This is a genomic window from Campylobacter sp. CFSAN093226 (assembly GCF_012897595.1).
Classification (GTDB): Bacteria; Campylobacterota; Campylobacteria; order Campylobacterales; family Campylobacteraceae; genus Campylobacter_D; species Campylobacter_D jejuni.
On the sequence record NZ_CP040608.1, the window covers coordinates 247,991 to 273,448 of the forward strand.

Below are 25,458 nucleotides of genomic sequence, written 5' to 3' on the forward strand. Positions count from 1 at the left end.
TTATTTCCTTTTTTAAATATAAGTTAGCATAGATGCGTATTTTTCATTGCGTCCATAAACTACATCAAAATAAGCATCTTGAAGTTTTTTAGTTACAGATCCTCTTAAACCATTTCCTATTATTCTTGCATCGATATTGTTAATAGGTGTGATTTCAGCGGCTGTTCCGGTAAAAAATGCTTCATCAGCAGTATAAACTTCATCTCTTGAAATTCTTTGGCGAAGCACGGTGATACCAAGATCATGAGCGATTTTAAGCACTGTATCTTGAGTAATGCTTTTTAAAGAAAAATCATTTGGAGGTGTGATTAAAACCCCATCTTTTACAATAAAGAAACATTCTCCTGTTCCTTCTGCGATAAAACCTTCTTCATCAAGCATTAAAGCTTCTTCATATCCTGCTTCAATAGCTTCAAATTTTGCAATTTGAGAGTTAAGATAATTTGCACTTGCTTTAGCTTTTCCCATGCATGATTTAACACTATTTCTTGCAAAAGACGAAATTTTTACTTTTATGCCTTTTTCTAAACCTTCTTCTCCAAGGTAAGCACCCCATTCCCAAGCTGCAATTCCAACTCTTACAGGAGCTTTTATATGATAAAGTCCCATAACTCCATCGCCTAAGAAAATCAGAGGGCGGATATAGACATTGCTTTGAAAATTGTTTGCTTTTAAGAGTTCAATTTGTGCATTTTCAAGATCTTTTTGAGAAAAAGGACAATTTAAAAGAGTAATTTTTGCAGACTCTAAAAGTCTTTTGGTGTGATCTTCAAGTCTGAAAATTGCTAAGCCTTTATCTGTTTTATAGGCTCTAGTTCCTTCAAAAACAGCATTGCCATAATGCAAAGAATGGGTTAAAAAGTGCAAAGTTGCATCTTTAAAATCAACTAATTTTCCATCCATCCAAATTTTATCTGCTGAGATCATTTTTTTACCTTTTATAGTTGTTTATTTCTTAAAAAATATTATTTTAAGAATAAATCGGGATTTTATCAAAAATATACTAACAATAAGCTTTTATTAAATTAAGGTTTTTTGTTAAAAAAAATATTAGGTATTTTTTGAAATAATTATGAAAAATTATCGTTAAAAAGGAGAAATTATGCCATTAGTAAATATCAAATTAGCAAAGCCGTCTTTAAGCAAGGAACAAAAAGCGGAACTTATAGCTGATATTACCGAACTTTTAAGCACGAAATATAATAAAAGTAAAGAAAGAGTTGTTGTGGTTTTAGAAGATGTGGAAAATTATGACATAGGCTTTGGCGGAGAAAGTGTAGAAGCTATCAAAGCAAAGGCAAATAAATGAGTTTAAATATAGGAGATAAGGCACCTCAATTTGAGCTTTTAAATCAAGATGGGGTAAAAATAGCATTAAAAGATTTTATTGGCAAAAAGGTGATTTTGTATTTTTATCCAAAAGATAATACCCCAGGTTGTACTACAGAAGCTTGTGATTTTAGTGCAAATTATGATAAATTTGGTGGTAAAAATGCAGTGATTATTGGTATTAGTCCTGATAGTGTGACAAGTCATGAAAAATTTATTTCTAAATTTAATTTAAAGCATATTTTACTTAGTGATAGCGAAAAAGAAGTTGCTAAAGCTTATAGAGCTTGGGGGCTTAAGAAAAATTACGGAAAAGAATATGAAGGCATCATTCGTTCTACTTTTGTTATCGATGAAACAGGTAAGATTGCTCAAATTTATAGTAATGTTCGTGTAAAAGATCATGCTTTAAAAGTGCTTGAAAGTCTTTAATGCTGGTGCATATTTGTTGTAGTGTAGATAGTCATTATTTTATTGAAGAACTTAGAAAGACTTATCCTGATGAAAAAATCATAGGATATTTTTATGATCCAAATATCCATCCTTTAAGCGAATACGAACTAAGATTTTTAGATGTAAAAAGATCTTGTGATAAACTTGGCATTAAGTTATATAAGGGCGAGTATGAGTATGAAAAATGGCTTAATGCTGTGCGTGGTTATGAAGATGAGCCTGAAAAAGGTGCAAGGTGTGAAATTTGCTTTGATGTAAGAATGGGATCTAGTGTTAAATTTGCTGCTAAAATAGGAGAAAAAAAGCTTACTACTACGCTTTTAACTAGCCCTAAAAAAGATTTAGAACAGTTAAAAAATGCTTTACAAAAAGAATGTGAGCCTTATGGGGTAGAGTTTTTAGCTCCTGATTTTCGTAAAAATGGCGGCACTCAAAGGCAGTTTGCTTTAGCAAAAAAAGAAATGCTCTATCATCAAAATTATTGTGGTTGTATTTATGGACTTAAAAAACAAAAACAAGATAAGAATTTCATTGATGAATTAATGTCTTCTGTAAATAAGCAAATTTTACCTGCAAGTATAGAAGCAAGAATAGCTCTTTATAAAAAAGTAGTTTTATGGGAAAAAAAGGGTATAAAATTTGAAATTTTAAGAGAGAAATTTTTAAATTATCGTCTTTTAAGCGCTTTGATAAAATTAGATAAAAAGCCCGTTAAATCTCATATTTTATTTTATTCGCATTTTAAAAACGCTTATACAAGATTTTCTTTAGATGAGGAAAATTTAAAACAAAATTTAAAAGAAGGCTTTTATAGAAGTACCAAAGATGAAATGGTTTTTGTGGAATTTTGGCGTTTTAATGCGTTTTTTAAAAACAAATGGAAAAATTTTGAAGATTTTTTAAAAAAACCTTTAAGTATTCAAGCAGAAGTTAGATGGCGTAATCAAGTTTTTGGAGCTTATAATCTTAGCCCTGTGATTATACTTGAAGAAATTTTTCCTTCAAGATATGAAGTGATAGCAAAAAGTGAAATTTATCATGATAATCAAGAGGTGCTTGCAAAAATTTAAGAAATTTATTAAGAAAAACTTTTTTTGTTAATGTAATTTTTAATGATTTTTTTATATAATAAAATTTTTAATTGTTTTCAAGGTTAATTTAATAATGATAGATGTAATGCAAATTCAAGAAATCTTACCACACCGTTATCCTTTTTTACTAGTAGATAAAATTACAGAATTAAAAGTTAAAGAAGTGGTGCTAGGATATAAAAACATCAGTATAAGTGATCATGTTTTTATGGGACATTTTCCAGGGCATCCTATTTATCCTGGAGTTTTGATTTTAGAAGGTATGGCTCAAACAGGTGGAGTTTTAGCTTTTGAAAGTATGGAAGATAAAGTGGATCCAAAAAATAAAGTAGTTTATTTCACAGGCATAGATGGAGCAAAATTTAGAAATCCTGTGCGTCCTGGAGATAGGCTTGATTATGAAATGAGCGTGGTTAAAAATCGTGGTAATATGTGGATTTTTAAAGGGCAAGCTTTTGTAGATGGAAATTTAGTTGCAGAGGCCGAGCTTAAAGCTATGATAGTGGATAAATAATGAAAAAAATTCATCCAAGTGCGGTGATTGAAGAGGGTGCACAACTTGGTGACGATGTTGTAATAGAAGCTTATGCTTATGTAGGTAAAGATACTAAAATAGGTAATGATGTTGTCATCAAACAAGGTGCTCGAATTCTTTCAGATACAACTATAGGTGATCATTCTCGTGTATTTTCTTATGCAATAGTAGGCGATATTCCTCAGGACATATCTTATAAAGAAGAGCAAAAAAGCGGTGTTGTTATAGGGAAAAATGCAACTATTAGAGAATTTGCAACGATAAATTCAGGTACAGCTAAAGGAGATGGTTTTACTCGTATAGGCGATAATGCTTTTATTATGGCTTATTGTCATATTGCTCATGATTGTCTTTTAGGTAATAATATTATTTTAGCTAATAATGCAACTTTGGCAGGACATGTAGAGCTTGGAGATTTTACGGTTGTAGGCGGGCTTACACCTATTCATCAATTTGTCAAAGTAGGTGAGGGTTGTATGATAGCAGGAGCAAGTGCACTTTCTCAGGATATAGTACCGTTTTGTTTAGCAGAAGGAAATCGTGCAAGTATTAGAAGTTTAAATTTAGTAGGCACTCGTCGTCGTTTTGATAAAGATGAAGTAGATAGACTTAGTAGAGCTTTTAAAACTTTATTTAGACAAGGAGATTTAAAAGAAAATGCTAAAAATTTGCTTGAAAATCAAGAAAGTGAAAATGTTAAAAAAATGTGCCATTTTATATTAGAAACAAAGCGTGGAATTCCTGTCTATAGGGGTAAAAATAATGCCTAGAAAATGTAGTTTTTGCAATGAAGTGGAGAATCCACAAAGAAGAATTTTAGCAAATGAAAATGATGATGCTTTTATTTGTGAATATTGCGTTGAAGGTGCTTATAGTATTATTTATGGAGAAGAAAAAGAATTTAAAGAACCTAAACAAAGTCATAATACAGAATTTAAAGATATCACTCCAAAAGAATTAAAAGCTTATTTAGATCGTTATGTCATAGGACAAGATAGAGCTAAAAAAGTTTTTAGTGTTGGAGTATACAATCATTATAAAAGACTTTTTAAAGCTGAGCTTCAAGATGATGGTACAGAGCTTTTTAAGTCAAATATTTTACTTGTTGGGCCAACAGGAAGTGGAAAAACTTTATTGGCGCAAACTTTAGCTAAATTTTTAGATGTACCTATAGCAATTTGTGATGCAACTTCTTTAACTGAAGCAGGATATGTAGGTGAGGATGTAGAAAATATTTTAACACGTCTTTTACAAGCTGCAGATGGAGATGTGCAAAGAGCTCAAAAAGGTATAGTTTTTATTGATGAGATTGATAAAATTGCCAGAATGAGTGAAAATCGTTCTATTACTCGTGATGTAAGTGGAGAGGGTGTGCAACAAGCTTTACTTAAGATTATCGAAGGAAGTTTGGTAAATATTCCACCAAAAGGGGGGAGAAAACATCCAAATCAAGAGTTTATACAAATTGACACTTCAAATATTTTATTTGTTTGTGGTGGAGCTTTTGATGGTTTGGAAACTATCTTAAAAAGAAAACTTGGAGATAAAGTTGTAGGTTTTTTTGATGATGCAAAAGAAGAAAATAAAGCTTTACTTGAGAAAATTGAACCTGATGATTTGGTTCATTTTGGTTTGATTCCTGAGCTTATAGGTCGTTTGCATGTGATTGCATCTTTAAATGAGCTTAATGAAGAAGATATGGTAAGAATTTTAACTGAACCTAAAAATGCCATTATTAAGCAATATCAAAAGCTTTTTGCTATTGATGGGGTAAATTTAAAATTTGAAGAAGATGCTCTAAGAGCTATCGCACAGCTTGCATTGGAGAGAAAAACAGGGGCTAGGGGGCTTAGAAGTATTATAGAAGAAATGATGGTAGATTTAATGTTTGAGTTACCAGAGTATAAAAACTATGATATTGTAATAACCAAAGAAGTTGTTAAAGACAATGCAAAGGCATTATTAATAAAAAGAAAAATAAGTTAAAAAGGATAGAAATGATATTAGATCAACTTATAGGATTTTTTTCTAGTGATATGGGGATTGATTTAGGAACAGCTAATACGCTAGTTTTGGTAAAAGATAAGGGTATAGTGATAAATGAGCCTTCTGTTGTGGCAGTTGAAAGAGAAAGGTATGGTTCCAAAGCAAAAATTTTAGCCGTAGGTAAAGAAGCTAAAGATATGGTGGGAAAAACTCCAGGTAACATCGAAGCTATTCGTCCTATGAAAGATGGCGTGATTGCAGATTTTGATATGACTGAAAAAATGATCCGCTATTTTATAGAAAAAACACATCGTAGAAAAAGTTTTTTACGCCCTAGAATTATTATTTCTGTTCCTTATGGTTTAACTCAAGTAGAAAGAAAAGCGGTAAGAGAAAGTGCTTTAAGTGCAGGTGCAAGAGAGGTATTTTTGATCGAAGAGCCTATGGCAGCAGCTATTGGCGCAAGTTTACCTATACAAGAACCTAAAGGAAATTTGGTAGTAGATATAGGGGGTGGAACTACTGAGATCGGAGTGATTTCTTTGGGTGGACTTGTGATTTCAAAGTCTATTCGTACGGCTGGAGATAAGCTTGATATGAGTATAGTTAATTATGTAAAAGAAAAATACAATCTTATCATAGGTGAAAGAACAGGCGAAGAGATCAAAATCACCATAGGTTCAGCAATACAACTTCCAAAAGAACTTTCTATGGTGGTAAAAGGACGCGATCAAGTAAGTGGACTTTTAAGTCGTATTGAACTTACAAGTGAAGATGTAAGAGAAGCAATGCGTGAGTATTTAAAAGAAATTGCTGATGCTTTAAAAATGGTTCTTGAAATGATGCCGCCTGATTTAGCAAGTGATATAGTAGAAAATGGTGTAGTTTTAACAGGTGGTGGAGCATTGATTCGTGGTTTTGATAAATACTTAAGTGAAATTGTACGTTTGCCAGTTTATATCGCAGATGAACCGCTTTTAGCTGTAGCAAAAGGAACGGGTAAAGCTTTAGAGGAAATTTCATTATTGCAACAATTAACCAATGAAGAATAAGATTTTTTATGTTCTTGTCTTAGCCTTTTTGGTTTTTATATCTTTTTATTATGGAGGACTTATCAAGCAAAATGTTCTCCGTGTTAATGATTTTGTTATAGGTAATTTTTATAATATTAAAGATTATTTGGGAAAAAAAATTTCAGAACACTTTAATCAAGCAAATCAAATTCAGCAACTAAAAGCTAGAAATAAAGAATTAGAAGATATTGCTGTAAAGGTAACTAGTTTTGCAAATCAATTAAATCGTATTTTAGAGGATCAAAATTCTACAAAATATTTACCTCAAGTTTCTTTAACTAGAGTTATTTCTTACGTTCAATTGAATGATTATAAAAAATTATGGTTAGATTGGAGCAAAATTCCAGTTGGTAAAAATCGTGGTTTAATATATCAAGGATATACTGCAGGTATAGCTATTAATAAAAATGGTAGAGCAATGGCTCTTTTACAAGGTGATGATCAGTGTGTTTTTTCTGTTTATATAGGAAAATCCAAAGCTCCAGGTTTAATTCAGGGTGAAGATGGCAGGATTGTGGTTAAATTTATTCCAAAATGGGCAAAAATTAATACCGGAGATGAAATTTTAACAAGTGGACTTGATAATATTTTCTTTTCAGATATACCTGTCGGTATTGTGAATAGAGTTAATGATGAAGATATGTATCAAAGTGTAGAAGTAAAGCCTTATGTTAAGATTAGTATTCCTGCTTATTTATATGTAGTAGATAATTTATAAGTCAAGGATTAGACTTTTTAAAAATTTTCTATATTTTTGCTAATTATTATCACTTTGTTTAATGCTAAAAATTTTGTTAAATTATCAAATAAATGTTTATAATTGAATGAGAATTTTATAAAAAATCTTAAATTTCTTTATGTATTATTTCCTAGATTAAAAGCAGAGTGTTTATTTTTTAAAATTATATCGATAATTTCAAAGTTTATAAAACTAATTTTTGTTATAATCGGCCCAAATTTATGCTCTTAGGAAAATTTATGCCAAAACGAACAGATATTAAAAGCATTTTACTTATAGGAAGTGGTCCTATTGTGATAGGACAAGCTTGTGAATTTGATTATTCTGGAACTCAAGCCGCAAAGACTTTAAAAGAATTAGGATATCGTGTAGTATTAATCAACTCAAATCCTGCAACCATCATGACAGATCCCGAATTTGCAGATGCGACTTATATAGAACCCATAACAAAAGAAAGTATTTTAAGTATTATTAAAAAAGAAAAAATTGATGCAATTTTGCCAACTATGGGTGGACAAGTAGCGTTAAATGTTGCTATGGAAGTTTATGAAAGCGGACTTTTAGGAGATGTGAAATTTTTAGGCGCAAATCCTGAGGCGATTAAAAAAGGCGAAGATCGTCAGGTTTTTAAAGAATGTATGAAAAAAATTGGCATGGATTTGCCAAAATCGATGTATGCGTATAATTATGACGAAGCTTTAAAAGCCGTAGATGAAATCGGCTTTCCTTTGATGATCCGTGCTTCTTATACTTTAGGGGGTGCTGGAAGTGGCGTGGTTTACAATATGGACGAATTTAAAGAACTTGCCAATACTGCTTTAGCTTTATCACCTATCCATGAAATTTTGATTGAAGAAAGTTTGTTAGGTTGGAAAGAATATGAAATGGAAGTTATACGCGATAGAGCGGATAATTGTATCATAGTTTGTAGCATAGAAAATATCGATCCTATGGGAGTTCATACAGGAGATAGTATTACAATAGCTCCAGCATTAACTTTGACGGATAAAGAATATCAAGTTATGCGTAATGCTTCTTTTGCTATTTTGCGTGAAATTGGTGTAGATACAGGCGGAAGTAATGTGCAATTTGCTATCAACTCAAAAAATGGAAGAATGATAGTTATAGAAATGAATCCAAGAGTTTCAAGATCAAGTGCTTTAGCTTCTAAGGCAACGGGTTATCCTATAGCAAAGGTTGCGACACTTTTGGCAGTAGGTTTTAGCTTAGATGAGATTAAAAATGATATTACAGGAACTCCTGCATCTTTCGAGCCTGTGATTGATTATATTGTAACAAAAATTCCTCGCTTTACCTTTGAAAAATTTCCAGGAGCAAATACAACTTTAGGTACAGCTATGAAAAGTGTGGGTGAGGTAATGGCTATAGGACGCACTTTTAAAGAAAGTATACAAAAAGCACTTTGTTCGCTTGAGCGTTCTTTAAGTGGTTTTGATAGGGTAAAATTTGAAGATAGAAATGATCTTGTTTTTAAAATTCGTAATGCCAATGAAAAGCGTTTACTTTATGTTGCTCAAGCTTTTAGGGAAGGTTTTAGCGTAGAAGAACTTTATGAGCTTTGTAAAATAGATCCTTGGTTTTTAACACAGATTAAAGAAATTGTAGATTTTGAAGAACAAATTGATATGGATATTTTAAACAATAAGGCTCTTTTGAGAAAAGCAAAAACTATGGGCTTTTCAGATAAAATGATAGCCTTGCTTGTAAATTTGAAAGATAATTTAGAATTAAGCCAAAATGATATTTATTATGCAAGAATGAAGCAAAAAATCATCGCAGAATTTAGTGAAGTGGATACTTGTGCGGGTGAATTTGAAGCCTTAACTCCTTATCTTTATTCAAGTATCAATGTAAGCGAACTCACTCAAAGTAAAAACGATGCTAAGGATAAAAAAGAAAAAAAAGTGATGATTATAGGTGGGGGGCCAAACCGTATAGGACAAGGTATAGAATTTGACTATGCTTGCGTACATGCTTCTTTTGCGCTTAAAGATATGGGTATTAAAACTATTATGTATAATTGTAATCCTGAAACCGTTTCGACTGACTATGATACAAGTGATATTTTGTATTTCGAGCCTATTGATTTCGAACATTTAAGAGCGGTGATTGAGCGTGAAAAACCTGATGGAGTGATTGTGCATTTTGGTGGACAAACTCCTTTGAAATTTGCTAAGCGTTTAAGTGCTTTTGGAGCTAAGATTATAGGTACTAGCTCAAGAGTAATTGATATGGCAGAAGATAGAAAGAAATTTGCCGAATTTATTACAAAGCTAGGTATCAATCAGCCAAAAAATTCTACTGCAACAAGCGTAGAAGAAGCGGTTCTTAAGGCTAGTGATATAGGGTATCCTGTGCTTGTAAGACCAAGTTATGTTTTAGGTGGGCGTGCGATGCGCGTGGTAAATGATGAGGCTGAACTGAGACTCTATATGCAAGAAGCTGTGGATGTAAGCGATAAAAGCCCTGTTTTGATCGATCAGTTTTTAGACAATGCTACAGAAATTGATGTTGATGCGATTTGTGATGGCAAAGATGTTTATGTTGCAGGAATTATGGAGCACATAGAAGAAGCAGGAATTCATTCAGGTGACAGTGCTTGTTCTTTGCCGCCTTGCAATATCGATGAAAAAATGCAAGAATTTATTGCACAAAAAACCGCAGATATTGCTTTAAATTTGGGAGTTGTAGGGCTTTTAAATATACAATTTGCTTTACATAATAATGAGCTTTATATGATAGAGGTAAATCCTAGAGCTAGTCGTACCGTACCTTTTGTTAGTAAAGCTACGGGTATTCCTTTAGCAAAAGTGGCAACGCGTGTGATGTGGCAAGGAAATTTAAAAGAAGCTTTAAAATTTTATGATACTTTTAAAGTGGTTAATTTTGATACTAAAATTTTACGCCCTAAAACTCCAAAATATATGAGCGTGAAAGAAGCAGTATTTCCATTTGCAAAACTTAGTGGAAGTGATTTAGAATTAGGTCCTGAAATGCGTTCAACGGGTGAAGTTATGGGTATAAGCAAGGATTTTGCAAATTCTTATGCGAAAAGTCAAATTGCATCGTTTAATCATCTTCCAGAGCAAGGCGTGGTATTTATCTCCTTAAAAGATAAGGATAAAAAATATACCAAAAAAATCGCTGCAGAATATGTAAAGCTTGGCTTTAAGCTTATGGCAACAGGGGGAACTTGCAAGGAAATTTTAGAAAGTGGTTTTGAGTGCGAACTTGTACATAAAATTTCAGAAGGACGCCCCAATGTTGAAGATAAATTGAAAAATGGGGAAATTCACTTAGTTATCAATACAAGCGATAGTCACAGTTTTAAAGGCGATACGAAAAAAATTCGTGAAAATATTATTCGTTTTAAAATACCTTATTTTACAAATTTACGATCAGCTTTAGCAGGTGCAAAATCGATTAAAGCTATACAGAGTAAATCTTGCCTAGATGTAAAGAGTTTACAAGAGTGGCTTAAATCTTGATTTATTTAGCCCAAACAGATACTACGGTAGGATTTTTAAGTAAAAATTTAGAAGAGATTAATGCTTTAAAAGGTAGAGATAAAAATCAGCCTTGCTTAATCACTTCTGCGAAATTTTGCGAGTTAAAAAGTTTAGCAAGAATTCCAAAATCTTTTAAAAATTTAGTACGTCGTTCTAAAAAAACAACTTTTATTTATCCCAATAATCAGGCCATTCGTATTGTGAAAGAGTGTAAACATGCGAATTTTTTAAGTAAAAATGGCTATTTTTATTCATCTTCGGCAAACAAGCATGGAAAAGAATTTGATGAAGAATGGGCTAGAAGTGTTGCTGATATAATACTTGATGAGAAATTTTTCGAAAATATCCCATCAAAAATATTAAAACTTTCAAAGAATAAAATGATAAAAATACGTTAATTAAAGAGCTTTTAAAATATCTTCAAAAGCAATACAAAATTGCTCTAGGCCATCACTTAATAAATCATTGCAAGCTTTTTCTCGTTCACTTTGAGAAATGATTTGATTAAGTTCTGTATAAATTTCAAAATTCATTAAAGGTTTTTTAAAATGCGTTTTTCCTTTAAATGCCTCTATTGCATCAAGAGGAGCAGTATTAACAGAATTCTCAAAAAGAAGTTCTTTGATATAATAGTCTTTTGGCAGATCATCTCCTTTAACTCCGGTGCTTGCAAACAAGGCGCGAATATTAGGTTCATTTTTTGAGTAGATATTGTTATAAGCTAAATTTGCATTTAAAATTCCAATACGATTTTGCTCCTTAGCCTTAGGATTTAAAAGTCTATCAAAACGACTTACAAAAATACTTATAACAGCTTGTGGTGTTCTAGTGTTTTGTTCTTTTAAGGCTATATTGTTTTTTCTAAATTCGACTAAACCTGCATTTAAAGCTTCAAAACATTTTTGACTTTGTTCAAGAGAAAAAATTAAGGTAGCATTGACGCTAATACCATTTTTCATAAGTTCATACATTACTTCATAAGAAGCTTTTGTAGCTGGAATTTTAATCATTATATTTTCTTTGCCAATAGCACTATAAAGTCTTTTAGCTTCACCTAAACTAAGAGTTGTGTTATCATGAAGTCTTGGGTCTATTTCAATACTTATAAATCCATCATTTTTTTGATAAAAAAGAGGAGCTAATTTATCAGCTGCTTTTTGAATATCAGAAATTGCTAATTCTTCATAAATATCTTTTGTTTTTTTTTCTTTTAATTTAAGAATTTTATCTTTATAAATTGGAGAATTTAAAATAGCATTTTTAAAAATAGCAGGATTTGAAGTAGCGCCATTAATTCCATGTGATAATAAATTTAAAAATTCATTATCTAAAAAACTATTTTCTATAAAATCACACCAAAGAGAAAAATTTTTCATTATATTACCTTTATTATTTCTTTTAAGTCTTTTATATCTACGCAAATATCAGCTTGAGAACGTAAAATTTCTTTAGCACAAAATGCAATCTTTAATCCACTTTCGTTAAACATTGCCAAATCATTTGCCCCATCGCCAACACACATCACTTCATCTGTTTTCAAATTTAAAAAGTTTTTTAATCGTTGTAGCATTAAGCCTTTTGAATTTGAAAACATCATTTCCCCACCAACTAGCCCTGTTAAAATGTCATTTTTATGATGCAGATAATTTGCAAAACCGAGGTTAATTCCAAGTTTTTGCATAGCAGGATTTATGCCTTCATGAAAACCACCGCTAAAAATAACAATTTGTATATTTTTAGATTTTAAATATTGGATAAGTTCATGTGCTCCACGCATTAGTGGAAGTGTGCTACTTAATTCTAAAACTTTTTTATAAGACATACCTTTTAAAAAGCTTACTCGTTTTTGAAGACTTTCGAAAAAATCAAGTTCTCCAGTCATAGCATGGCGGGTAATTTCGCTTGTTTGATTACCCTTGCCATGCGCTGTAGCTAAAATATCAATGGTTTCACCATCCATTAAAGTAGCATCAAAGTCAAAAACACAAAGTTTAATCATTAAAATTCGCGCTTAAGCAAAGCTTCTACTTTGAGTATAGTTAAGATATTTTCATCTCTTTTTCCTATACCATAAATCATACCTTTGTCTTTAACTAAAGTTTCAGGTGGTGGATCGATTCTGTTTCTGTGAATTTTAATTGCTTCAGTTAATCTATCTATAACAAAACCAGCATTTCCTCCAACTCCAGTTCCATTTGTCTCACCTCTTAAAACAATATATCTTGTTTGAGGTGTCATTTTAGAACTTCCTAAATGAAAGCGTTGAGCTAGATCAATGAGCGGCATAACATTACCACGCATATTAAAAACCCCTAGAACATAATCAGGTACACTAGGAACTCTAGTATATTCTATAGGTTTGATGATTTCTTGTATATTAAGAATTGGAATCGCATATTCCTCATCTCCAACTACAAAGCCAACAAGTTGGATGATATCATCTTCTCTTTGATCGACATCAGGACCAGCCATCTGAGTTTGCTGTTTTTGCAAAATTTGCTCTAATTTTTCATTACTCATATTCTTATCCTAGTTTCAAATTTTTTCTAACCACATTTTCCAAGTATTCTGGAGAATAAGGTTTAGTGATATATTCAGTCATACCCACTTCAACACCTCTTAAACGGTCAGTTTTACTTGTTCTTGAAGTAACTGCTATCAATGGTAAGTTGCGATATTTAGAATACTTTCTAATTTCACCAGCTAAGGTGTATCCATCCATTCTTGGCATTTCGATATCTATAAGCATTGCATCAATATCATGTTCGCCAGATTTTATAATATTCAATGCTTCAACACCATTTGTTGCTTCGATTAAACTAACTCCTAGCGGTTCTAAAGCTTTTTGCATTAAAGTTCTATCCATTTTAGAATCATCTACAATTAAGACTTTATAATCACTTGGTTGTTCTTTAGGTTTTTTCGCACTTGATTCTAATTGCGCTTTAATATCAACTTTAATTTCTTTGGCCATATCCATCATAGCGCCTACATCAATGATTAATGTCACCCTACCATCACCACGGATTGTAGCTCCTGCTATACCTTGGATATTTTGTAAATAATCACCCATGGATTTAATAACTATTTCTTCTTGTCCTACAAGAGTATCTACTATAATACCAAGCTTGCTTTCTGCTACCCCTATAACAACGACATAAGTTTGATCACCGCTTTCAAGGACTTGTTTAACTCCAAATACATCTGAAAGTCTCACAAGAGAAAGCACTTCATCTCTTAAGCGTAATACATTTTTACCTTCGATAGTATAGATATCATCAATTGGCACTCTAACTGTTTCAAGAACGCTTGCAAGTGGAATTGCATAGAATTCCTCTTGAGTTCCTACAAGTAAAGATTGAATGATTGCCAAGGTAAGAGGAATTTTAAGTTTAAATGAACTTCCTTTACCTAACTCACTATCAATTTCAATTACCCCATTAAGTTTTTCGATGTTGGTTTTAACAACATCCATTCCTACGCCACGACCTGAAACATTTGTTACTTTAGCCGCAGTTGAAAAACCAGGCTTGAAAATCAAAGCAAAAGCTTCTTTGTCTGTCATTTGATCTGCTTCTCTTTCGGTAATCAAATTTTTCTCTATAGCTTTTGCTTTTAAGCCATTTGGATCAAGTCCTTTACCGTCATCTGTAATTTCTACAACGATGTGATTGCCCTCATTATAAGCTTTAAGTTGGACTATACCTTTTTCAGGTTTTCCATTCGCTGCACGAGTTGCTGGATCCTCAACACCATGATCACATGAATTTCTAATCATATGCATGATAGGATCGCCAATTTCCTCTACGATAGATTTATCAAGTTCAGTTTCTTCACCTGTAATTTCAAGTTCTATTTGCTTTCCTAATTCACGACTCAAATCACGAACAACTCTTGGGAATTTATTGAAAACTTTTGCTATAGGTTGCATTCTTGTTTTCATTACAGCAAGCTGAACATCAGTTGTAATAATACTTAATTGACTTACAACCTGATTAAGTTCTTCAAGGAATTTTTCTCCCTCATAACGCTCTTCAACATCATCGTAAATTTTAAGCAAACGGTTTTTACCTAAAACAAGCTCCCCAATTAGATTCATTAAGTGATCTAATCTTTTTACCTCCACGCGTATGGTTTGATCCATACTGCTAGCATTACTACCTGAAGCAGGAACTTTTTTCTCTCCACTTTCCGCAGGTTTATTTGCTGTATTGTTAGTCGGTTTAGGTGCCGCATTTGTTGTTTGTTTCTTTTGTGCGCGACGAGCTTGATCTTCAGCTTTTCTAACTTTCAAAAGTCTTTCTATTTCAGCTTCAACTTCAGAATCACTTAATTGATTAACATCTACTTCAGGTTCTGGAGCAGCTATTTCTTGTTTTGGTGCTTCTGGTTCTGCTTGTGGAGTAGATTTTTCATTTGAATCTGTTGCCACAACAGGAGACTCTCCCTCTGAAATAGCTGTTAATCTTGCGCAAATTGGTTCTATATCCATACCAATAGCAGTATCGTTGCCATTATCACGAATGGAATTAAGTAAAGTTTTCATTCTATCAATAGACTCTAAAACCACATCCATGATATCTGGAGTTATTTTTAACTCGCCATGTCTTGCTTTGTTTAAAACATCTTCCATGTGGTGAGTTAACTTTGTTAAAACATCAAAATTTAAGAAACTTGATGATCCTTTAACCGTATGTGCAACACGGAAAATTCTATTTAATAATTCTAAATCTTCTGGATTTGATTCAAGCTCTACTAAATCATGGTCGATTTGCTCAACAAGCTCAAAAGCTTCAACCAAAAAGTCTTCAAGTATTTCTTGCATATCTTCCATATTTTACCCCTGTTCTTGAGATTGATGTTTTTTAATAACCTTTGCAATTTCATTGAAGAAATCGCTAGCGTTAAATTTGACAAGATAGCCTTCTCCACCAGCTTCTTGAACACCTTTCTCATTCATAAATTCATTTGATAAAGATGAGTTAAAGACTATAGGAATATCTTTAAATCTTGGATCTTCTTTAATGCGTGCAGCAAAGTGGAAACCATCCATTTGTGGCATTTCGACATCGCTTACTATAATTTTTAAAGTATCGTTTAAACTTTCACCATAAATTTGGCTTAATTCTTCTAATTTGTTTATGCCCTCTACGCCGTCCTTAGCTTCAACAACTTGAAAGCCCATCTGTTGCATCATTTCTTTGACGCGTTTTCTAGCAGTCATGCTGTCATCAAGTATAAGTGCTGTTCCAGTAAATTTTTCTATTTTTCCAAAATCTATATCTGTTTTTGGAGCGTAAATTCCTAAATCTTCAACAACACTTTCAAGATCTAAAATTAGCAACACTTCATCATTTTCAATGCGTGTTACACCTGTAATTTTACCTTTATCTAAAGCACCTGATCCTGTAGAAAAAGTTGCTGGTTCTATATCTTTCCAGTTTATTCTACGAATTCTTTTTGCTTCGTGAACTATAAAACCAATAAGAATATTGCTAAATTCAGTAATAATAACTCTAGGTTTTAGCATAGTGCTTTCTGGCTCAGTGATTTGCATCCATTTGGCAAGATTGACTACAGGTATAACCACTCCACGAAGATCAAAGATACCTTCGATGTAATCAGGTACACCTGGAAGTTCTGTAAGGCTTGGGATTTTTATAATCTCCCTTACCTTAGAAACATTTACACCATAAATTCCTTCATAGACTTTATCGTGCCCTTGCTTAAAGATACGGAAATCGACAAGCTCCATTTCATTTGAACCCGTTTTCACGATATTTTCATCAAACATTTTGACCCCTCAATTTCTGTTCTCGAAATTTGATTTCTTGCTGATATTCTACTACAAAAAAACTTCTCTCATATGCAAAACTAGCTAAGTTAAGATATTTAATGTTTTCTTTGTTGATTTGATGATTTTGATGATAGTGTCCTTCACATACCCAAAATCCTAAATTTTCATATTTTTCATATCTTTTTTTCGCTAAATTTTCAAAATCTTTTATTTGATAAAAAAGGTTTTTTTTGTTTTGATTTTGAAGAATTTTATTTGAAATAAAATTACGAGTAATAATATTTAAAAAATTCAAAAATACAAGCAAATAATGATTTCTTAATGTTTTCAGAGTAAATTGTAAAAGAGGTGGTAAAAAAATATCTCCGTGAGCTAATTTTATAAAAGCATTATTTAAAACAAGATTATTACCTTTACTTGTATGCAAATTAAGCTTTATGGGCTGCTCTTGTAAGTTAAAAATTTTTACCCTTTTAAAAAAACAAGAAAGATTAAAATCATGATTGCCTTCTAAGTAGATAATTTCAATTTTTAAGGCCAATTCTTCTAAAAGTTCTATGTAAGGTTTAGCAAATTCATGTGTAGCAGAGATTTCGCCTATAAGCAAATCGAAAATATCACCCATAAGTATGAGTTGAGGGGTGGAAATTTTACCTTTTTTTAAGGCTTGTAAAAATTCCCAAAATCCCTTTCTTTGTTCATTTTCATGAGCATCTGCGATTAAAATCGCTCCATTTTGTAGTAAAATTTTTTATCCTTAAAATTTCAAAGGCTCATAATTTATAGAAAGGATTTCAAATTCACTTTCACCTTTTGGCAAACGCACTTTAAAATCATCTCCTTCTTTTTTTCCAAGCATAGCTTTTGCTATTGGAGATGCGATGGAAATATAACCCTTATCTAAATTTCCTTCGCAAATTCCTACTAGAGTATATTTGCTTTCTTTTTCTGTATCCAAATCCATGATCACAACACTTGAACCAAATTTCACACTATCGTGCTCATAGCTTGAAGGATCGATCACTTGAGCTCTTGCTAGCAAGTCACTAAGCTCTGCAATACGACTTTCTATCAAAGCTTGCTTTTCTCTTGCAGCATGGTATTCAGCATTTTCTTTCAAATCCCCATGACTTCTTGCTGTATCGATTTCTATTACAACGGCAGGGCGTTGATTGTCTTTTAAATCTTTTAATTCTGCGGCTAACTTATCATAGCCAAATTGACTCATTGGTTCTTTTTGCATGATTTATCCTTTTATATTTCGTTTAGGATTTTTGCTAAATTTTTAGCACTTCCAAATTGTAAATATTCTTTTAAAAAATCAACTTTAGCAAAAAATGCCTTATAATCATATTTATTGTAAGCTTCATATAAATTTAAAACATTGACTTTATCTTGTAAAAATTCAGGATTTAAAGCTTCTTTTCCAGCGAAATCACAAAAAATATTTGCAAGTCCTATATGTTTTAATTTTACAAAAAGTTTTGCGATAAAAATATCGATAGCCTTTGCCTTATAAGCAAGAACAAAAGGAGTTCCCACTAAAGCTGCTTCTAAAGTAGCTGTTCCACTACAAATAAAGGCAAAATCAGCTTTTTTAAGCACTTTTGGAGTGTTACTTTCTATCTTAAATTCGCTAATATCACCATAAACTTCTAATTTTTCAAGATTAAATGAGGGAACGCAAAGAATTTTTTTACCCTTAAATTTTTGAGAAAGTTCTTTAAAAATAGGCATTAAACGCCTAATTTCACTACGCCTTGAACCTGGTAAAAAGGCTATAGTTTTTTCATCATCTTTTTTTGAAAATGTATGATTAATGTCTTCTTGATTTTTAAATTCTTTTATCTCATCTAAAAGCGGATGACCTATATAGGTGCTTTTGTTAAAAAATTGATTATCAAAGGGCAAAATAGAAGCTAAAATATCAAAATGACTTTCTATGATAGGTATGCGACCTTTTTTCCACGCCCAAACTTGAGGCAAGATATAATAAATGCGTGGAATTTTACTGCCTGCTTTTTTTAAAGCTTTAGCAAAAGGTATGTTAAAAGCGGGTGAATCTATACATAAAATCCCATTTATTTTTTGAGTAAAGCTTAAATTTGCAAGTTCTTTTATAGCTTTTTTTGCTTTGAAAATCAAAGGTAAAACTTCTATAAAACCCATAGCACTAAATTCATGTGAGCTATAAAGTGGTTTAGAATTTAAATCAAATTCTTTGCATAAACTCTCATCATAAATCCCATGAAGTTCAAATTCACCAAAATCTTTTTTATAAGCTTTTAAAACTTCTTTTAAATGCAAATTTGCTGAAGGCTCTAAAGCACAAACTAAAAAGGTTTTCAAAAAATTTCCTTATCAATATTTTAAACATTTTATCTTATTTTGGCTTAATTAAAAGAAGTTATGCAAGAATACACGCTAAAAAGCGTGTATGAAGGTTTATTCTCTCCAGCCGTATTTTTTAAAAATTTCTTTAGCTTCCTTAGAACTTAAATAAGCAATAAAATCTTGTGTTTCTTTGCTCGCACCTTCTTTAGCTATCACATTAAAAGTTCTATAAACAACCAAATCTTTTTCTATAGCTACGGCAGTTCCTATGTCAGGATTGCTTTTTGACCAGTCAATCCAAGTGATCCAAGCATCGGCTTGATCTTGTGCGAAAAGCTTTCTTGCACTTCCACTATTTGGAACAAAGGCCACGATATTGTTTCTAAAATTTTGTATGGTTTTTATATCTTGAGTTCTACCTATCATATCTTCCCAAACTCCAGTTCCAGAAGTATTGCTCTTTCCAGCACCTTCAGGCACAACGATTCTTACTTTTTTATTAGCCAAATCTTTTAAACCTTTGATTTTTAAAGGATTGCCTTTTTGAGTAAGTATGATGGCTTCTCTAAAATATAAAGGCTTGATTTTACTCACATTAAAATCTTTTCCAAAATCACTCGCTATAGCTAAAGCCGATTGATCTGAAGCGCCAAATAAAATATCTGCATCTTTTTTAGCCTTTTCAAACCAAGTCGCTTGAGGGCCAAAATTTACATTTACTTTAACGCCTGTTTTTTCGCTATATTTGTTTGCTATATCTTTTAAGGCCGTGTGTGGGCCACCTGGTCCGTAAAGGTTTACATCTGCATTTGCCATACTAAAAGCTAAGGCACATGCACCAAATAAAGTAATAATTTTTTTCATAGTATTTCCTTTTATGATAAATTTTTATTGATTGAAGGTAAGATTTTAGAAATTGTATGTTAATAAATAGTTATAATGTAACAAAAATATTATTAAAATCTAACTTTTGCTTGGTATTTTTGCAAGCAAAAGTTAAAATTGTTATTGATGCTTCTTTTTAGCGCTAAAATGACATAAAGTAGAACAAAGTATACAAAGAATACAAGCACTAAGGAGCATGATAAGACCAGCATTCCAACTACCATAGTAATCCACAGCCCAACCTATGCTTTTGTTCCAAGTGAAGCGCCGACTACATAACTCATAAAGCCATGAAGTCCTACACAAGATCCTACTGCAAAAGCAGGAACGACTTCCATAGTTTGCATACTTGCTAAAAATTGTGGTATATAGACTAAACACCCCGCCATAGCTGCAAAGAAAATAACCATATAAAGATTATTTGAAGTAAAATATCCAATAATCATAAAGAAAATAATCACCATGGCGCCTATAGCAGGAGGCATTCTATAGCCTTTAAAAATTTTATCTGAAATATATCCTGCAAGTAAAGTAGAAGGTATAGCAGCCCATTCAAAAAGCCAAAAGGCAATACCTATTTGTTCTTTATTAAAGCCTTTTGTTTCTAGCAAGTAAATAGGAAGCCAAGAAATAAGCCCAAAACGCACCATATAAACAAAAGTATCCATCCAAGCCACATACCAAGCATTTTTGTTTTTAAGTACATAATGATAAAAAATTTCAAAACTGCTTAAATTTGGAGTTTCTATAGCTTTGATTTCTTCTGTTTTAATCCCTCGCATTTCATTGATTTCAGTAATATCAACCAAACCTTCATTTTTAGTTTCCTTTAACTGCATAAAGCGCATAAAGACTAATGATAACTGCACAAGCAGCAGGAGTATAAAAATGATTCATGTGCCAATATGTTTCGTTAAAATTTGCCATACTCACACCCAATAATGCTGCCAAAGCAAAACCTGAAAGCGAAACTATAGGAGCAACTATCCCGCCTCCTATATTATGTGAGATATTCCAAACGGCCGTGTAAATTCCCCGCTCTTTTTTAGGATACCAGTTTGCAAGAGTGATAAAAGAAGGACCTACCCCCATACCTTGAAAAACCCCAAGCGCGATAACAAAACCTACATAAGCGTAAAAAGAATTTGAAAAACCAAGTAAAACATTTACAAGAGCACATAAAATAAGACCTAAAGCCATGATTTTTTAGGATCAGCTTTGTCGCTTATAACGCTCATTGCACCCTTGCTAATCCCGTAAGCTATAAGCATTGAGCCTGTGATTGTTCCGATGTCTGATTTACTGAGATTAAGTTGATTTTGTATAAATGGAGTTGAAAGAGTGATATTATTTCGCACAAGATAATATCCCATATATCCTATAAAAACCCCACTTAAACTCCAAGTTCTCATTTTGTAATATCTAGGTAAAATTTCCTAAAGAGGAAATTTAATAGCTTTTGCCTTAGGTTTGAAAAAATCAAACATATTTAAACCATCCTTACTAACTTTATATTTTTATAGTTTAAATAATGTTAATCGATATAAAATAAAAAAATAATTAAAAATAATACGAAATTTATATAATTTAAAAATTAAAATTTTATACTATGAAGCTTTAAAAAAATATGTTAAAATCCAGATTTTTATCTTTTGCAAGGAAGACAATGAAAGAAATTCTTATCACTAATGACGATGGTTATGAAAGCGAAGGACTTAAAAAACTCATTAAGATGTTAACAAAAGAATTTAAAGCCAAGATCACCATAGTAGCTCCTGCTAGTGAAAAATCAGCTTGTTCGCACTCTATAACCCTAACCAAACCTTTGCGTTTTGTTAAAGTGGGAAAAAGATTTTACAAACTTGATGATGGCACTCCAGCAGATTGTGTTTATCTTGCTTTGCATGCTTTATACAAAAAGCGTTTGCCTGATCTTGTAATAAGTGGGATTAATAAAGGTGCTAATGTAGGCGAGGATATTACCTACTCAGGAACTTGCGCAGGAGCTATGGAGGCGGTTTTACAAGGAATTCCTGCTATCGCTCTTTCTCAATTTTATAAAAAAAGCGAAAAAGAACTAGACTATAAAAATGCTTTACAAATTACCAAAAAAATCATTCAAAATATTTTTGATAAAGGTTTTCCTTTGGAAAAAAAAGAATTTTTAAATATCAATTTTCCTGCAAAATCAAAAATCAAAGGCATTAAAATTTGTAAAGCAGGCAAAAGGGTTTATAATTTTGAAGCCCATTCAAATGTCAATCCGAGAGGAGTAGAGTACTATTGGCTTGCAGCGGCGAATTTAGACTTTGAAGATGAGAAAAATAGCGATATTGCCTTACTTAAAAAAGGCTACGCTACAATAACACCTATAATGCTGGATCTTACAGCTTATGAAAGAATGAAAAAAGTTAAAAAATGGTTAAAGGCAAATGATGAATGATAGATTTACACGTATAAAATGGCTAGTTGGAGAAGAAAAATTTCAAAAAATTTCACAAACAAAAGTTTTGGTTTGCGGACTTGGTGGAGTGGGTGGAATTTGCGTTGATGCGCTTTATCGTAGTGGTTTTAAAAACCTTACTTTAATCGATGCGGATAAATTTGAAATCACTAATCAAAATCGCCAAATTCATAGCGAAAATATAGGCGAAGAAAAGGCTAAAGTATTTGAAAGAATTTATAAGGTTAAAGGTATAGTCAGTAAAATCGATGAAAATTTTTTAAAAAATTTTGATTTAAGCGAGTTTGATCTTATCATAGATGCCATTGATGATATTCCTGCAAAAGTAGCTTTGGCTCATCTTATAGATTTTAAAAAACAAATTTTTATCTCCTCAACAGGTGGAGCTAGAAAGCTTGATCCAACACGCATTAAAACTACAAGTATTTTTAAAACTCACGGCGATGCTTTAGCGAAAAAATTTCGTTATGAGCTTAGAAAATCAGGCTTTAAGGGAAATTTTGATGTGGTATTTTCAGATGAGGAAGCGCATTGTAAAGATCTTGGATCTTTTATGGGTGTGACTGCATCTTTTGGTTTAGCCCTAGCCAGCTTGGCATTAAGAAAAGTTCTTGCTAAGAAAAGCTGATATTAAAGATTTAAATGCTTGTTTGTCGCTTTTTGAGCAAAGCGTAAAAACACTTTGTGCTAAGGATTATACAAAAGATCAAATTTGTGCTTGGATTAAAATTGATAGACAACAATGGGAAGAAAAATTTAAATATGATGAGATCTTTGTCTATGAAAAAAGAGGAAAAATCGCAAGTTTTATAAGTGTTAAACAAGAGCAGAAATTGCTTGATTTGCTTTTTACTCATCCTGATTTTGTTAGACAAGGTTTAGCACAAAATTTACTTGATTTTATTTTAAAAACTTATTTGCATAATGAAATTTACACTTTCGCATCCTTAAGTGCTAAAGATTTTTTCTTAAAAAATGGTTTTGAACTTATAAGGGAAAACAAGGTTATCAAAGAGGGACAAAATTTAAAAAAAATTTTAATGAAAAAAGATGTGATTTATAAAAACTAGAAGTTAAGATAAGCAAAAATAATGGATTAAAAGATATAAAAATCATTTTTTTCTATCTTAGATAAATGAATTTATCTAAGATAGAAAAAATTACAAAAATAGCTAGATGTTAGAAAATAGCTCCGTGTTTTTCATAATTTGTTATTTTTGTAGCAGTGTTATTTTCATCCACAAAAACAACTTTTGGTTTAAATGTTTTTGCTTCTTCTTCATTAAAATCAGCATAAGACATGATGATCACCTTATCTCCCACTTCTGCAAGACGAGCCGCAGCACCATTTAAGCATACAACTCCTTCTTCTTGCGTGGCTATGGTATAGGTTTCAAATCTAGCGCCATTATTGACATTGACTACTTGGACTTTTTCGTATTCTAAAATTCCACTCGCTTGCAATAATTTTTCATCTATACTTATACTTCCTATATAATCAAGCCTAGCTTCTGTTACGCTTGCGCGATGTATTTTTGATTTGAGTAAAGTGATATTCATTTTAATCCTTGTACTAAAAAATTATCAATGAGTCTTGTTTTTCCAACAAAAGCAGCCACCGCTCCTAAAACATTATCAGTGATATTTTCGATATTTTCCATGGTGTTAAAATCGACTAATTCTATATAATCGATTTTGATTAGTTTTTCTTTTTCTAAAATATCTTTCATAGCTTGGATGATCTTAGAAGTATTTTTTTCTCCCTCTCGGACTAATTTTTCAGCCAAAAAAATGCTTTGAGATATAGCTAGTGACGCTTTTCTTTCTTCTTTGCTAAGATATACATTTCTAGAGCTTTTAGCTAAGCCATCTTCTTCTCTAATGATAGGACAAATTTGAATTTTTAAATCAAAATTTAAATCATCAACCATATGCCTAACGACTACGCATTGCTGCGCGTCTTTTTGCCCCATATAGACTATATCAGGGTTTAGGATATTAAAAAATTTAGTTAAAACCGTGCAAACGCCTCTAAAATGCCCCGGTCTTTTAGCCCCGCAAAGTTTATCAGTGATCGTATTCATATCTACATAGGTGCTAAAATTCTTAAGATACATTTGAGTTGCATCGGGGATAAAAACCATATCAACGCCATTATCTTGACACATTTTAATGTCGCGTTCTAAATCTCTTGGATAACTAGAAAAATCTTCATTAGGCCCAAATTGCATAGGATTTACAAAGATACTTACTATAACCTTATCTTGTGTTTTGGCATGTTTGACTAAACTTAAATGTCCATCGTGTAAAAAACCCATGGTTGGAACATAGCCTATACTAAGTTGATGTGATTTCCAATCTTTTACAATTTGTTTTGCTTCTTTGACAGAAGTAATGACTTGCATATTTGTATCCTTAGTATAATTTATCTAATAATTCATCATCTAAATAATCAAAGCTGTGCTCTTGGGAAGGAAAAATACCGCTTTTAACTTCATCTCTATATTTTTCAACTCCTACTTGAGGATCAATTTTATCAAAATGCTTTACAAATTTTGCTTTAAAATCTTTATTTAAACCCAAAAGATCGTGATAAACTAAAACTTGTCCATCGCAGTATTTGCCTGAACCTATGCCGATTGTTGGAATTTCTAAAATAGAGCTTATTTTTTGTGCTAGTTTTACAGGCACACATTCTAAAACCAACATACAAGCACCCGCATCTTGCACAGCTTTTGCATCATCTATAATTTTTTGGGCTGATTGTAAATCTTTACCTTGAACCCTATAGCCACCTAGCATATTTACAGCTTGTGGGGTTAGTCCTAGGTGAGCAACGACGGGTATTCCTGATTGGGAAATCAATTTAATCTTACTTGCGATTTCTATACCCCCTTCCACTTTTACCCCATTTGCGTGGCTTTCTTTGATAAATCTTGAGGCATTTAAGATAGCGTCACGATCTGAACTTTGATAAGACATAAAAGGCATATCAGCAAGTACGAAAGACTTTTTAGCTCCGCGAGAAACAGCTTTGGTAAAAATCAACATTTCATCCATAGTAACACTTAAAGTATCTTGCATACCAAGTACCGTCATGGCTAATGAATCTCCAACCAATATAATATCTATATCGCTATTGTCTAAAATTCTTGCACTATGATAATCATACGCACTTACCATGGTTATTTTTTCATTTTTGGCCTTTTTTTCCAAAAAACTAATCATACTTTTTCTCATTT

29 protein-coding genes are annotated in these 25,458 nt (G+C 32.0%); 13 read left to right on the plus strand and 16 right to left on the minus strand.

The features are described from left to right. Positions 1–12 precede the first annotated feature (12 nt). Positions 13–927 (minus strand): branched-chain-amino-acid transaminase, encoded by a 915-nt coding sequence (gene ilvE, locus FBF02_RS01295; RefSeq protein ID WP_002857493.1) that lies wholly within the window; start codon positions 925–927, stop codon positions 13–15. A 175-nt stretch (positions 928–1,102) separates the two neighbouring features. On the opposite strand from ilvE, the gene FBF02_RS01300 reads away from it, so the two are divergent. From FBF02_RS01300 to FBF02_RS01345, 10 genes are all read left to right on the plus strand, one after another. Then, entirely contained in the window at positions 1,103–1,309 is a 207-nt protein-coding gene (locus tag FBF02_RS01300; RefSeq protein WP_002857551.1) for a 4-oxalocrotonate tautomerase family protein, read from the plus strand. Further along, on the plus strand, positions 1,306–1,761 hold the full coding sequence (gene bcp / locus FBF02_RS01305) for a thioredoxin-dependent thiol peroxidase (RefSeq protein WP_002857542.1): 456 nt from the start codon (positions 1,306–1,308) through the stop codon (positions 1,759–1,761). The genes FBF02_RS01300 and bcp overlap by 4 nt, the downstream gene beginning before the upstream one ends. After that, positions 1,761–2,852, plus strand: coding sequence for an epoxyqueuosine reductase QueH (locus tag FBF02_RS01310; RefSeq protein WP_002857520.1), 1,092 nt, complete (start codon positions 1,761–1,763; stop codon positions 2,850–2,852). Before bcp ends, FBF02_RS01310 begins: the two co-directional genes overlap by 1 nt. A 94-nt stretch (positions 2,853–2,946) precedes the next feature. Next, on the plus strand, positions 2,947–3,387 hold the full coding sequence (fabZ, locus tag FBF02_RS01315; RefSeq protein ID WP_002894869.1) for a 3-hydroxyacyl-ACP dehydratase FabZ: 441 nt from the start codon (positions 2,947–2,949) through the stop codon (positions 3,385–3,387). Continuing rightward, a complete protein-coding gene (lpxA, locus tag FBF02_RS01320; RefSeq protein WP_002857291.1) occupies positions 3,387–4,178 on the plus strand; it encodes an acyl-ACP--UDP-N-acetylglucosamine O-acyltransferase in 792 nt (263 codons plus the stop codon). Before fabZ ends, lpxA begins: the two co-directional genes overlap by 1 nt. Next, complete coding sequence (gene clpX / locus FBF02_RS01325) at positions 4,171–5,394, plus strand: ATP-dependent Clp protease ATP-binding subunit ClpX (protein ID WP_002857531.1); 1,224 nt, start codon at positions 4,171–4,173, stop codon at positions 5,392–5,394. Before lpxA ends, clpX begins: the two co-directional genes overlap by 8 nt. 11 nt (positions 5,395–5,405) lie before the next feature. After that, positions 5,406–6,446 carry a rod shape-determining protein gene (locus tag FBF02_RS01330; protein ID WP_002857495.1) on the plus strand — a complete coding sequence of 347 codons (1,041 nt, stop codon included), beginning with the start codon at positions 5,406–5,408 and terminating at the stop codon, positions 6,444–6,446. After that, positions 6,436–7,185, plus strand: a complete 750-nt coding sequence (mreC, locus tag FBF02_RS01335) for a rod shape-determining protein MreC (RefSeq protein WP_002859838.1) — start codon at positions 6,436–6,438, stop codon at positions 7,183–7,185. Before FBF02_RS01330 ends, mreC begins: the two co-directional genes overlap by 11 nt. Before the next feature lie 260 nt (positions 7,186–7,445). Continuing rightward, positions 7,446–10,715: a carbamoyl-phosphate synthase large subunit gene (gene carB, locus FBF02_RS01340; protein ID WP_002894865.1), complete on the plus strand. Its 3,270-nt coding sequence runs from the start codon at positions 7,446–7,448 to the stop codon at positions 10,713–10,715. After that, positions 10,712–11,134 (plus strand): hypothetical protein, encoded by a 423-nt coding sequence (locus tag FBF02_RS01345; RefSeq protein WP_002851686.1) that lies wholly within the window; start codon positions 10,712–10,714, stop codon positions 11,132–11,134. The genes carB and FBF02_RS01345 overlap by 4 nt, the downstream gene beginning before the upstream one ends. Here FBF02_RS01345 and FBF02_RS01350 read toward each other — a convergent pair whose 3' ends face one another. The 12 genes from FBF02_RS01350 to FBF02_RS09030 form a co-directional block, all read right to left on the minus strand. After that, positions 11,135–12,112, minus strand: coding sequence for a transaldolase (locus FBF02_RS01350; protein WP_002896364.1), 978 nt, complete (start codon positions 12,110–12,112; stop codon positions 11,135–11,137). Continuing rightward, positions 12,112–12,735 carry a phosphoserine phosphatase SerB gene (gene serB / locus FBF02_RS01355; RefSeq protein ID WP_002920488.1) on the minus strand — a complete coding sequence of 208 codons (624 nt, stop codon included), beginning with the start codon at positions 12,733–12,735 and terminating at the stop codon, positions 12,112–12,114. Before serB ends, FBF02_RS01350 begins: the two co-directional genes overlap by 1 nt. Next, the gene (locus FBF02_RS01360) at positions 12,735–13,256 is read right to left on the minus strand and encodes a chemotaxis protein CheW (protein WP_002826355.1); all 522 of its coding nucleotides are present in this window, start codon (positions 13,254–13,256) and stop codon (positions 12,735–12,737) included. The genes serB and FBF02_RS01360 overlap by 1 nt, the downstream gene beginning before the upstream one ends. Positions 13,257–13,260: 4 nt before the next feature. Next, positions 13,261–15,570 carry a chemotaxis protein CheW gene (locus FBF02_RS01365; protein ID WP_002926253.1) on the minus strand — a complete coding sequence of 770 codons (2,310 nt, stop codon included), beginning with the start codon at positions 15,568–15,570 and terminating at the stop codon, positions 13,261–13,263. Between the two features lie 3 nt (positions 15,571–15,573). Further along, positions 15,574–16,530, minus strand: coding sequence for a chemotaxis protein (locus tag FBF02_RS01370; RefSeq protein WP_002851778.1), 957 nt, complete (start codon positions 16,528–16,530; stop codon positions 15,574–15,576). After that, positions 16,523–17,281, minus strand: coding sequence for a UDP-2,3-diacylglucosamine diphosphatase (locus FBF02_RS01375; protein WP_323808422.1), 759 nt, complete (start codon positions 17,279–17,281; stop codon positions 16,523–16,525). Before FBF02_RS01375 ends, FBF02_RS01370 begins: the two co-directional genes overlap by 8 nt. A 9-nt stretch (positions 17,282–17,290) precedes the next feature. Beyond that, positions 17,291–17,776 (minus strand): transcription elongation factor GreA, encoded by a 486-nt coding sequence (greA, locus tag FBF02_RS01380; RefSeq protein ID WP_002858660.1) that lies wholly within the window; start codon positions 17,774–17,776, stop codon positions 17,291–17,293. Positions 17,777–17,787: 11 nt separating this feature from the next. Continuing rightward, entirely contained in the window at positions 17,788–18,882 is a 1,095-nt protein-coding gene (lpxB, locus tag FBF02_RS01385; protein ID WP_002858730.1) for a lipid-A-disaccharide synthase, read from the minus strand. 96 nt (positions 18,883–18,978) lie between these two features. Further along, positions 18,979–19,731, minus strand: coding sequence for an AcfC family glycoprotein adhesin PEB3 (gene peb3, locus FBF02_RS01390; protein ID WP_002857286.1), 753 nt, complete (start codon positions 19,729–19,731; stop codon positions 18,979–18,981). A 263-nt stretch (positions 19,732–19,994) separates the two neighbouring features. After that, a complete protein-coding gene (locus FBF02_RS09020) occupies positions 19,995–20,591 on the minus strand; it encodes an MFS transporter (RefSeq protein ID WP_002858690.1) in 597 nt (198 codons plus the stop codon). After that, on the minus strand, positions 20,572–20,952 hold the full coding sequence (locus FBF02_RS09025) for an MFS transporter (protein WP_002858672.1): 381 nt from the start codon (positions 20,950–20,952) through the stop codon (positions 20,572–20,574). The genes FBF02_RS09020 and FBF02_RS09025 overlap by 20 nt, the downstream gene beginning before the upstream one ends. After that, complete coding sequence (locus tag FBF02_RS09030) at positions 20,943–21,164, minus strand: glycerol-3-phosphate transporter (protein WP_002857419.1); 222 nt, start codon at positions 21,162–21,164, stop codon at positions 20,943–20,945. Before FBF02_RS09030 ends, FBF02_RS09025 begins: the two co-directional genes overlap by 10 nt. A gap of 254 nt (positions 21,165–21,418) precedes the next feature. Between FBF02_RS09030 and surE the strand changes: the two genes are divergently transcribed. Genes surE through FBF02_RS01410 form a run of 3 tightly spaced genes read left to right on the plus strand, consistent with a single transcriptional unit; the run spans position 21,419 to position 23,286 of the window. Next, the gene (surE, locus tag FBF02_RS01400; protein ID WP_002854555.1) at positions 21,419–22,195 is read left to right on the plus strand and encodes a 5'/3'-nucleotidase SurE; all 777 of its coding nucleotides are present in this window, start codon (positions 21,419–21,421) and stop codon (positions 22,193–22,195) included. After that, a complete protein-coding gene (locus FBF02_RS01405) occupies positions 22,185–22,844 on the plus strand; it encodes a tRNA cyclic N6-threonylcarbamoyladenosine(37) synthase TcdA (RefSeq protein WP_002860322.1) in 660 nt (219 codons plus the stop codon). Before surE ends, FBF02_RS01405 begins: the two co-directional genes overlap by 11 nt. Continuing rightward, positions 22,828–23,286, plus strand: a complete 459-nt coding sequence (locus FBF02_RS01410) for a GNAT family N-acetyltransferase (RefSeq protein WP_002858683.1) — start codon at positions 22,828–22,830, stop codon at positions 23,284–23,286. Before FBF02_RS01405 ends, FBF02_RS01410 begins: the two co-directional genes overlap by 17 nt. A 109-nt stretch (positions 23,287–23,395) precedes the next feature. Here FBF02_RS01410 and panD read toward each other — a convergent pair whose 3' ends face one another. The 3 genes from panD to panB are packed head-to-tail and all read right to left on the minus strand — an operon-like array spanning position 23,396 to position 25,456. After that, positions 23,396–23,776 carry an aspartate 1-decarboxylase gene (panD, locus tag FBF02_RS01415; protein WP_002857482.1) on the minus strand — a complete coding sequence of 127 codons (381 nt, stop codon included), beginning with the start codon at positions 23,774–23,776 and terminating at the stop codon, positions 23,396–23,398. Further along, complete coding sequence (gene panC / locus FBF02_RS01420; protein ID WP_002778123.1) at positions 23,773–24,621, minus strand: pantoate--beta-alanine ligase; 849 nt, start codon at positions 24,619–24,621, stop codon at positions 23,773–23,775. The genes panD and panC overlap by 4 nt, the downstream gene beginning before the upstream one ends. Before the next feature lie 10 nt (positions 24,622–24,631). Beyond that, positions 24,632–25,456 carry a 3-methyl-2-oxobutanoate hydroxymethyltransferase gene (panB, locus tag FBF02_RS01425; protein WP_002783229.1) on the minus strand — a complete coding sequence of 275 codons (825 nt, stop codon included), beginning with the start codon at positions 25,454–25,456 and terminating at the stop codon, positions 24,632–24,634. Between the last annotated feature and the right edge of the window lie 2 nt (positions 25,457–25,458).

Bases quoted from the DNA above. Each gene is read 5' to 3' on its own strand.
- panC (WP_002778123.1), bottom strand. From the start codon at position 24,621: ATGCAAGTCATTACTTCTGTCAAAGAAGCAAAACAAATTGTAAAAGAT.
- greA (WP_002858660.1), bottom strand. From the start codon at position 17,776: ATGCAAAAAGAACCAATGAGTCAATTTGGCTATGATAAGTTAGCCGCA.
- panD (WP_002857482.1), bottom strand. From the start codon at position 23,776: ATGAATATCACTTTACTCAAATCAAAAATACATCGCGCAAGCGTAACA.
- FBF02_RS09025 (WP_002858672.1), bottom strand. From the start codon at position 20,952: ATGGCTTTAGGTCTTATTTTATGTGCTCTTGTAAATGTTTTACTTGGT.
- FBF02_RS01300 (WP_002857551.1), top strand. From the start codon at position 1,103: ATGCCATTAGTAAATATCAAATTAGCAAAGCCGTCTTTAAGCAAGGAA.
- FBF02_RS01330 (WP_002857495.1), top strand. From the start codon at position 5,406: ATGATATTAGATCAACTTATAGGATTTTTTTCTAGTGATATGGGGATT.
- bcp (WP_002857542.1), top strand. From the start codon at position 1,306: ATGAGTTTAAATATAGGAGATAAGGCACCTCAATTTGAGCTTTTAAAT.
- FBF02_RS01365 (WP_002926253.1), bottom strand. From the start codon at position 15,570: ATGGAAGATATGCAAGAAATACTTGAAGACTTTTTGGTTGAAGCTTTT.
- peb3 (WP_002857286.1), bottom strand. From the start codon at position 19,731: ATGAAAAAAATTATTACTTTATTTGGTGCATGTGCCTTAGCTTTTAGT.
- surE (WP_002854555.1), top strand. From the start codon at position 21,419: ATGAAAGAAATTCTTATCACTAATGACGATGGTTATGAAAGCGAAGGA.
- serB (WP_002920488.1), bottom strand. From the start codon at position 12,735: ATGATTAAACTTTGTGTTTTTGACTTTGATGCTACTTTAATGGATGGT.
- mreC (WP_002859838.1), top strand. From the start codon at position 6,436: ATGAAGAATAAGATTTTTTATGTTCTTGTCTTAGCCTTTTTGGTTTTT.
- clpX (WP_002857531.1), top strand. From the start codon at position 4,171: ATGCCTAGAAAATGTAGTTTTTGCAATGAAGTGGAGAATCCACAAAGA.
- fabZ (WP_002894869.1), top strand. From the start codon at position 2,947: ATGATAGATGTAATGCAAATTCAAGAAATCTTACCACACCGTTATCCT.
- FBF02_RS09020 (WP_002858690.1), bottom strand. From the start codon at position 20,591: ATGCAGTTAAAGGAAACTAAAAATGAAGGTTTGGTTGATATTACTGAA.
- ilvE (WP_002857493.1), bottom strand. From the start codon at position 927: ATGATCTCAGCAGATAAAATTTGGATGGATGGAAAATTAGTTGATTTT.
- FBF02_RS01405 (WP_002860322.1), top strand. From the start codon at position 22,185: ATGATGAATGATAGATTTACACGTATAAAATGGCTAGTTGGAGAAGAA.
- FBF02_RS01310 (WP_002857520.1), top strand. From the start codon at position 1,761: ATGCTGGTGCATATTTGTTGTAGTGTAGATAGTCATTATTTTATTGAA.
- FBF02_RS01350 (WP_002896364.1), bottom strand. From the start codon at position 12,112: ATGAAAAATTTTTCTCTTTGGTGTGATTTTATAGAAAATAGTTTTTTA.
- FBF02_RS01370 (WP_002851778.1), bottom strand. From the start codon at position 16,530: ATGTTTGATGAAAATATCGTGAAAACGGGTTCAAATGAAATGGAGCTT.
- carB (WP_002894865.1), top strand. From the start codon at position 7,446: ATGCCAAAACGAACAGATATTAAAAGCATTTTACTTATAGGAAGTGGT.
- FBF02_RS09030 (WP_002857419.1), bottom strand. From the start codon at position 21,164: ATGAGAACTTGGAGTTTAAGTGGGGTTTTTATAGGATATATGGGATAT.
- panB (WP_002783229.1), bottom strand. From the start codon at position 25,456: ATGAGAAAAAGTATGATTAGTTTTTTGGAAAAAAAGGCCAAAAATGAA.
- FBF02_RS01360 (WP_002826355.1), bottom strand. From the start codon at position 13,256: ATGAGTAATGAAAAATTAGAGCAAATTTTGCAAAAACAGCAAACTCAG.
- lpxA (WP_002857291.1), top strand. From the start codon at position 3,387: ATGAAAAAAATTCATCCAAGTGCGGTGATTGAAGAGGGTGCACAACTT.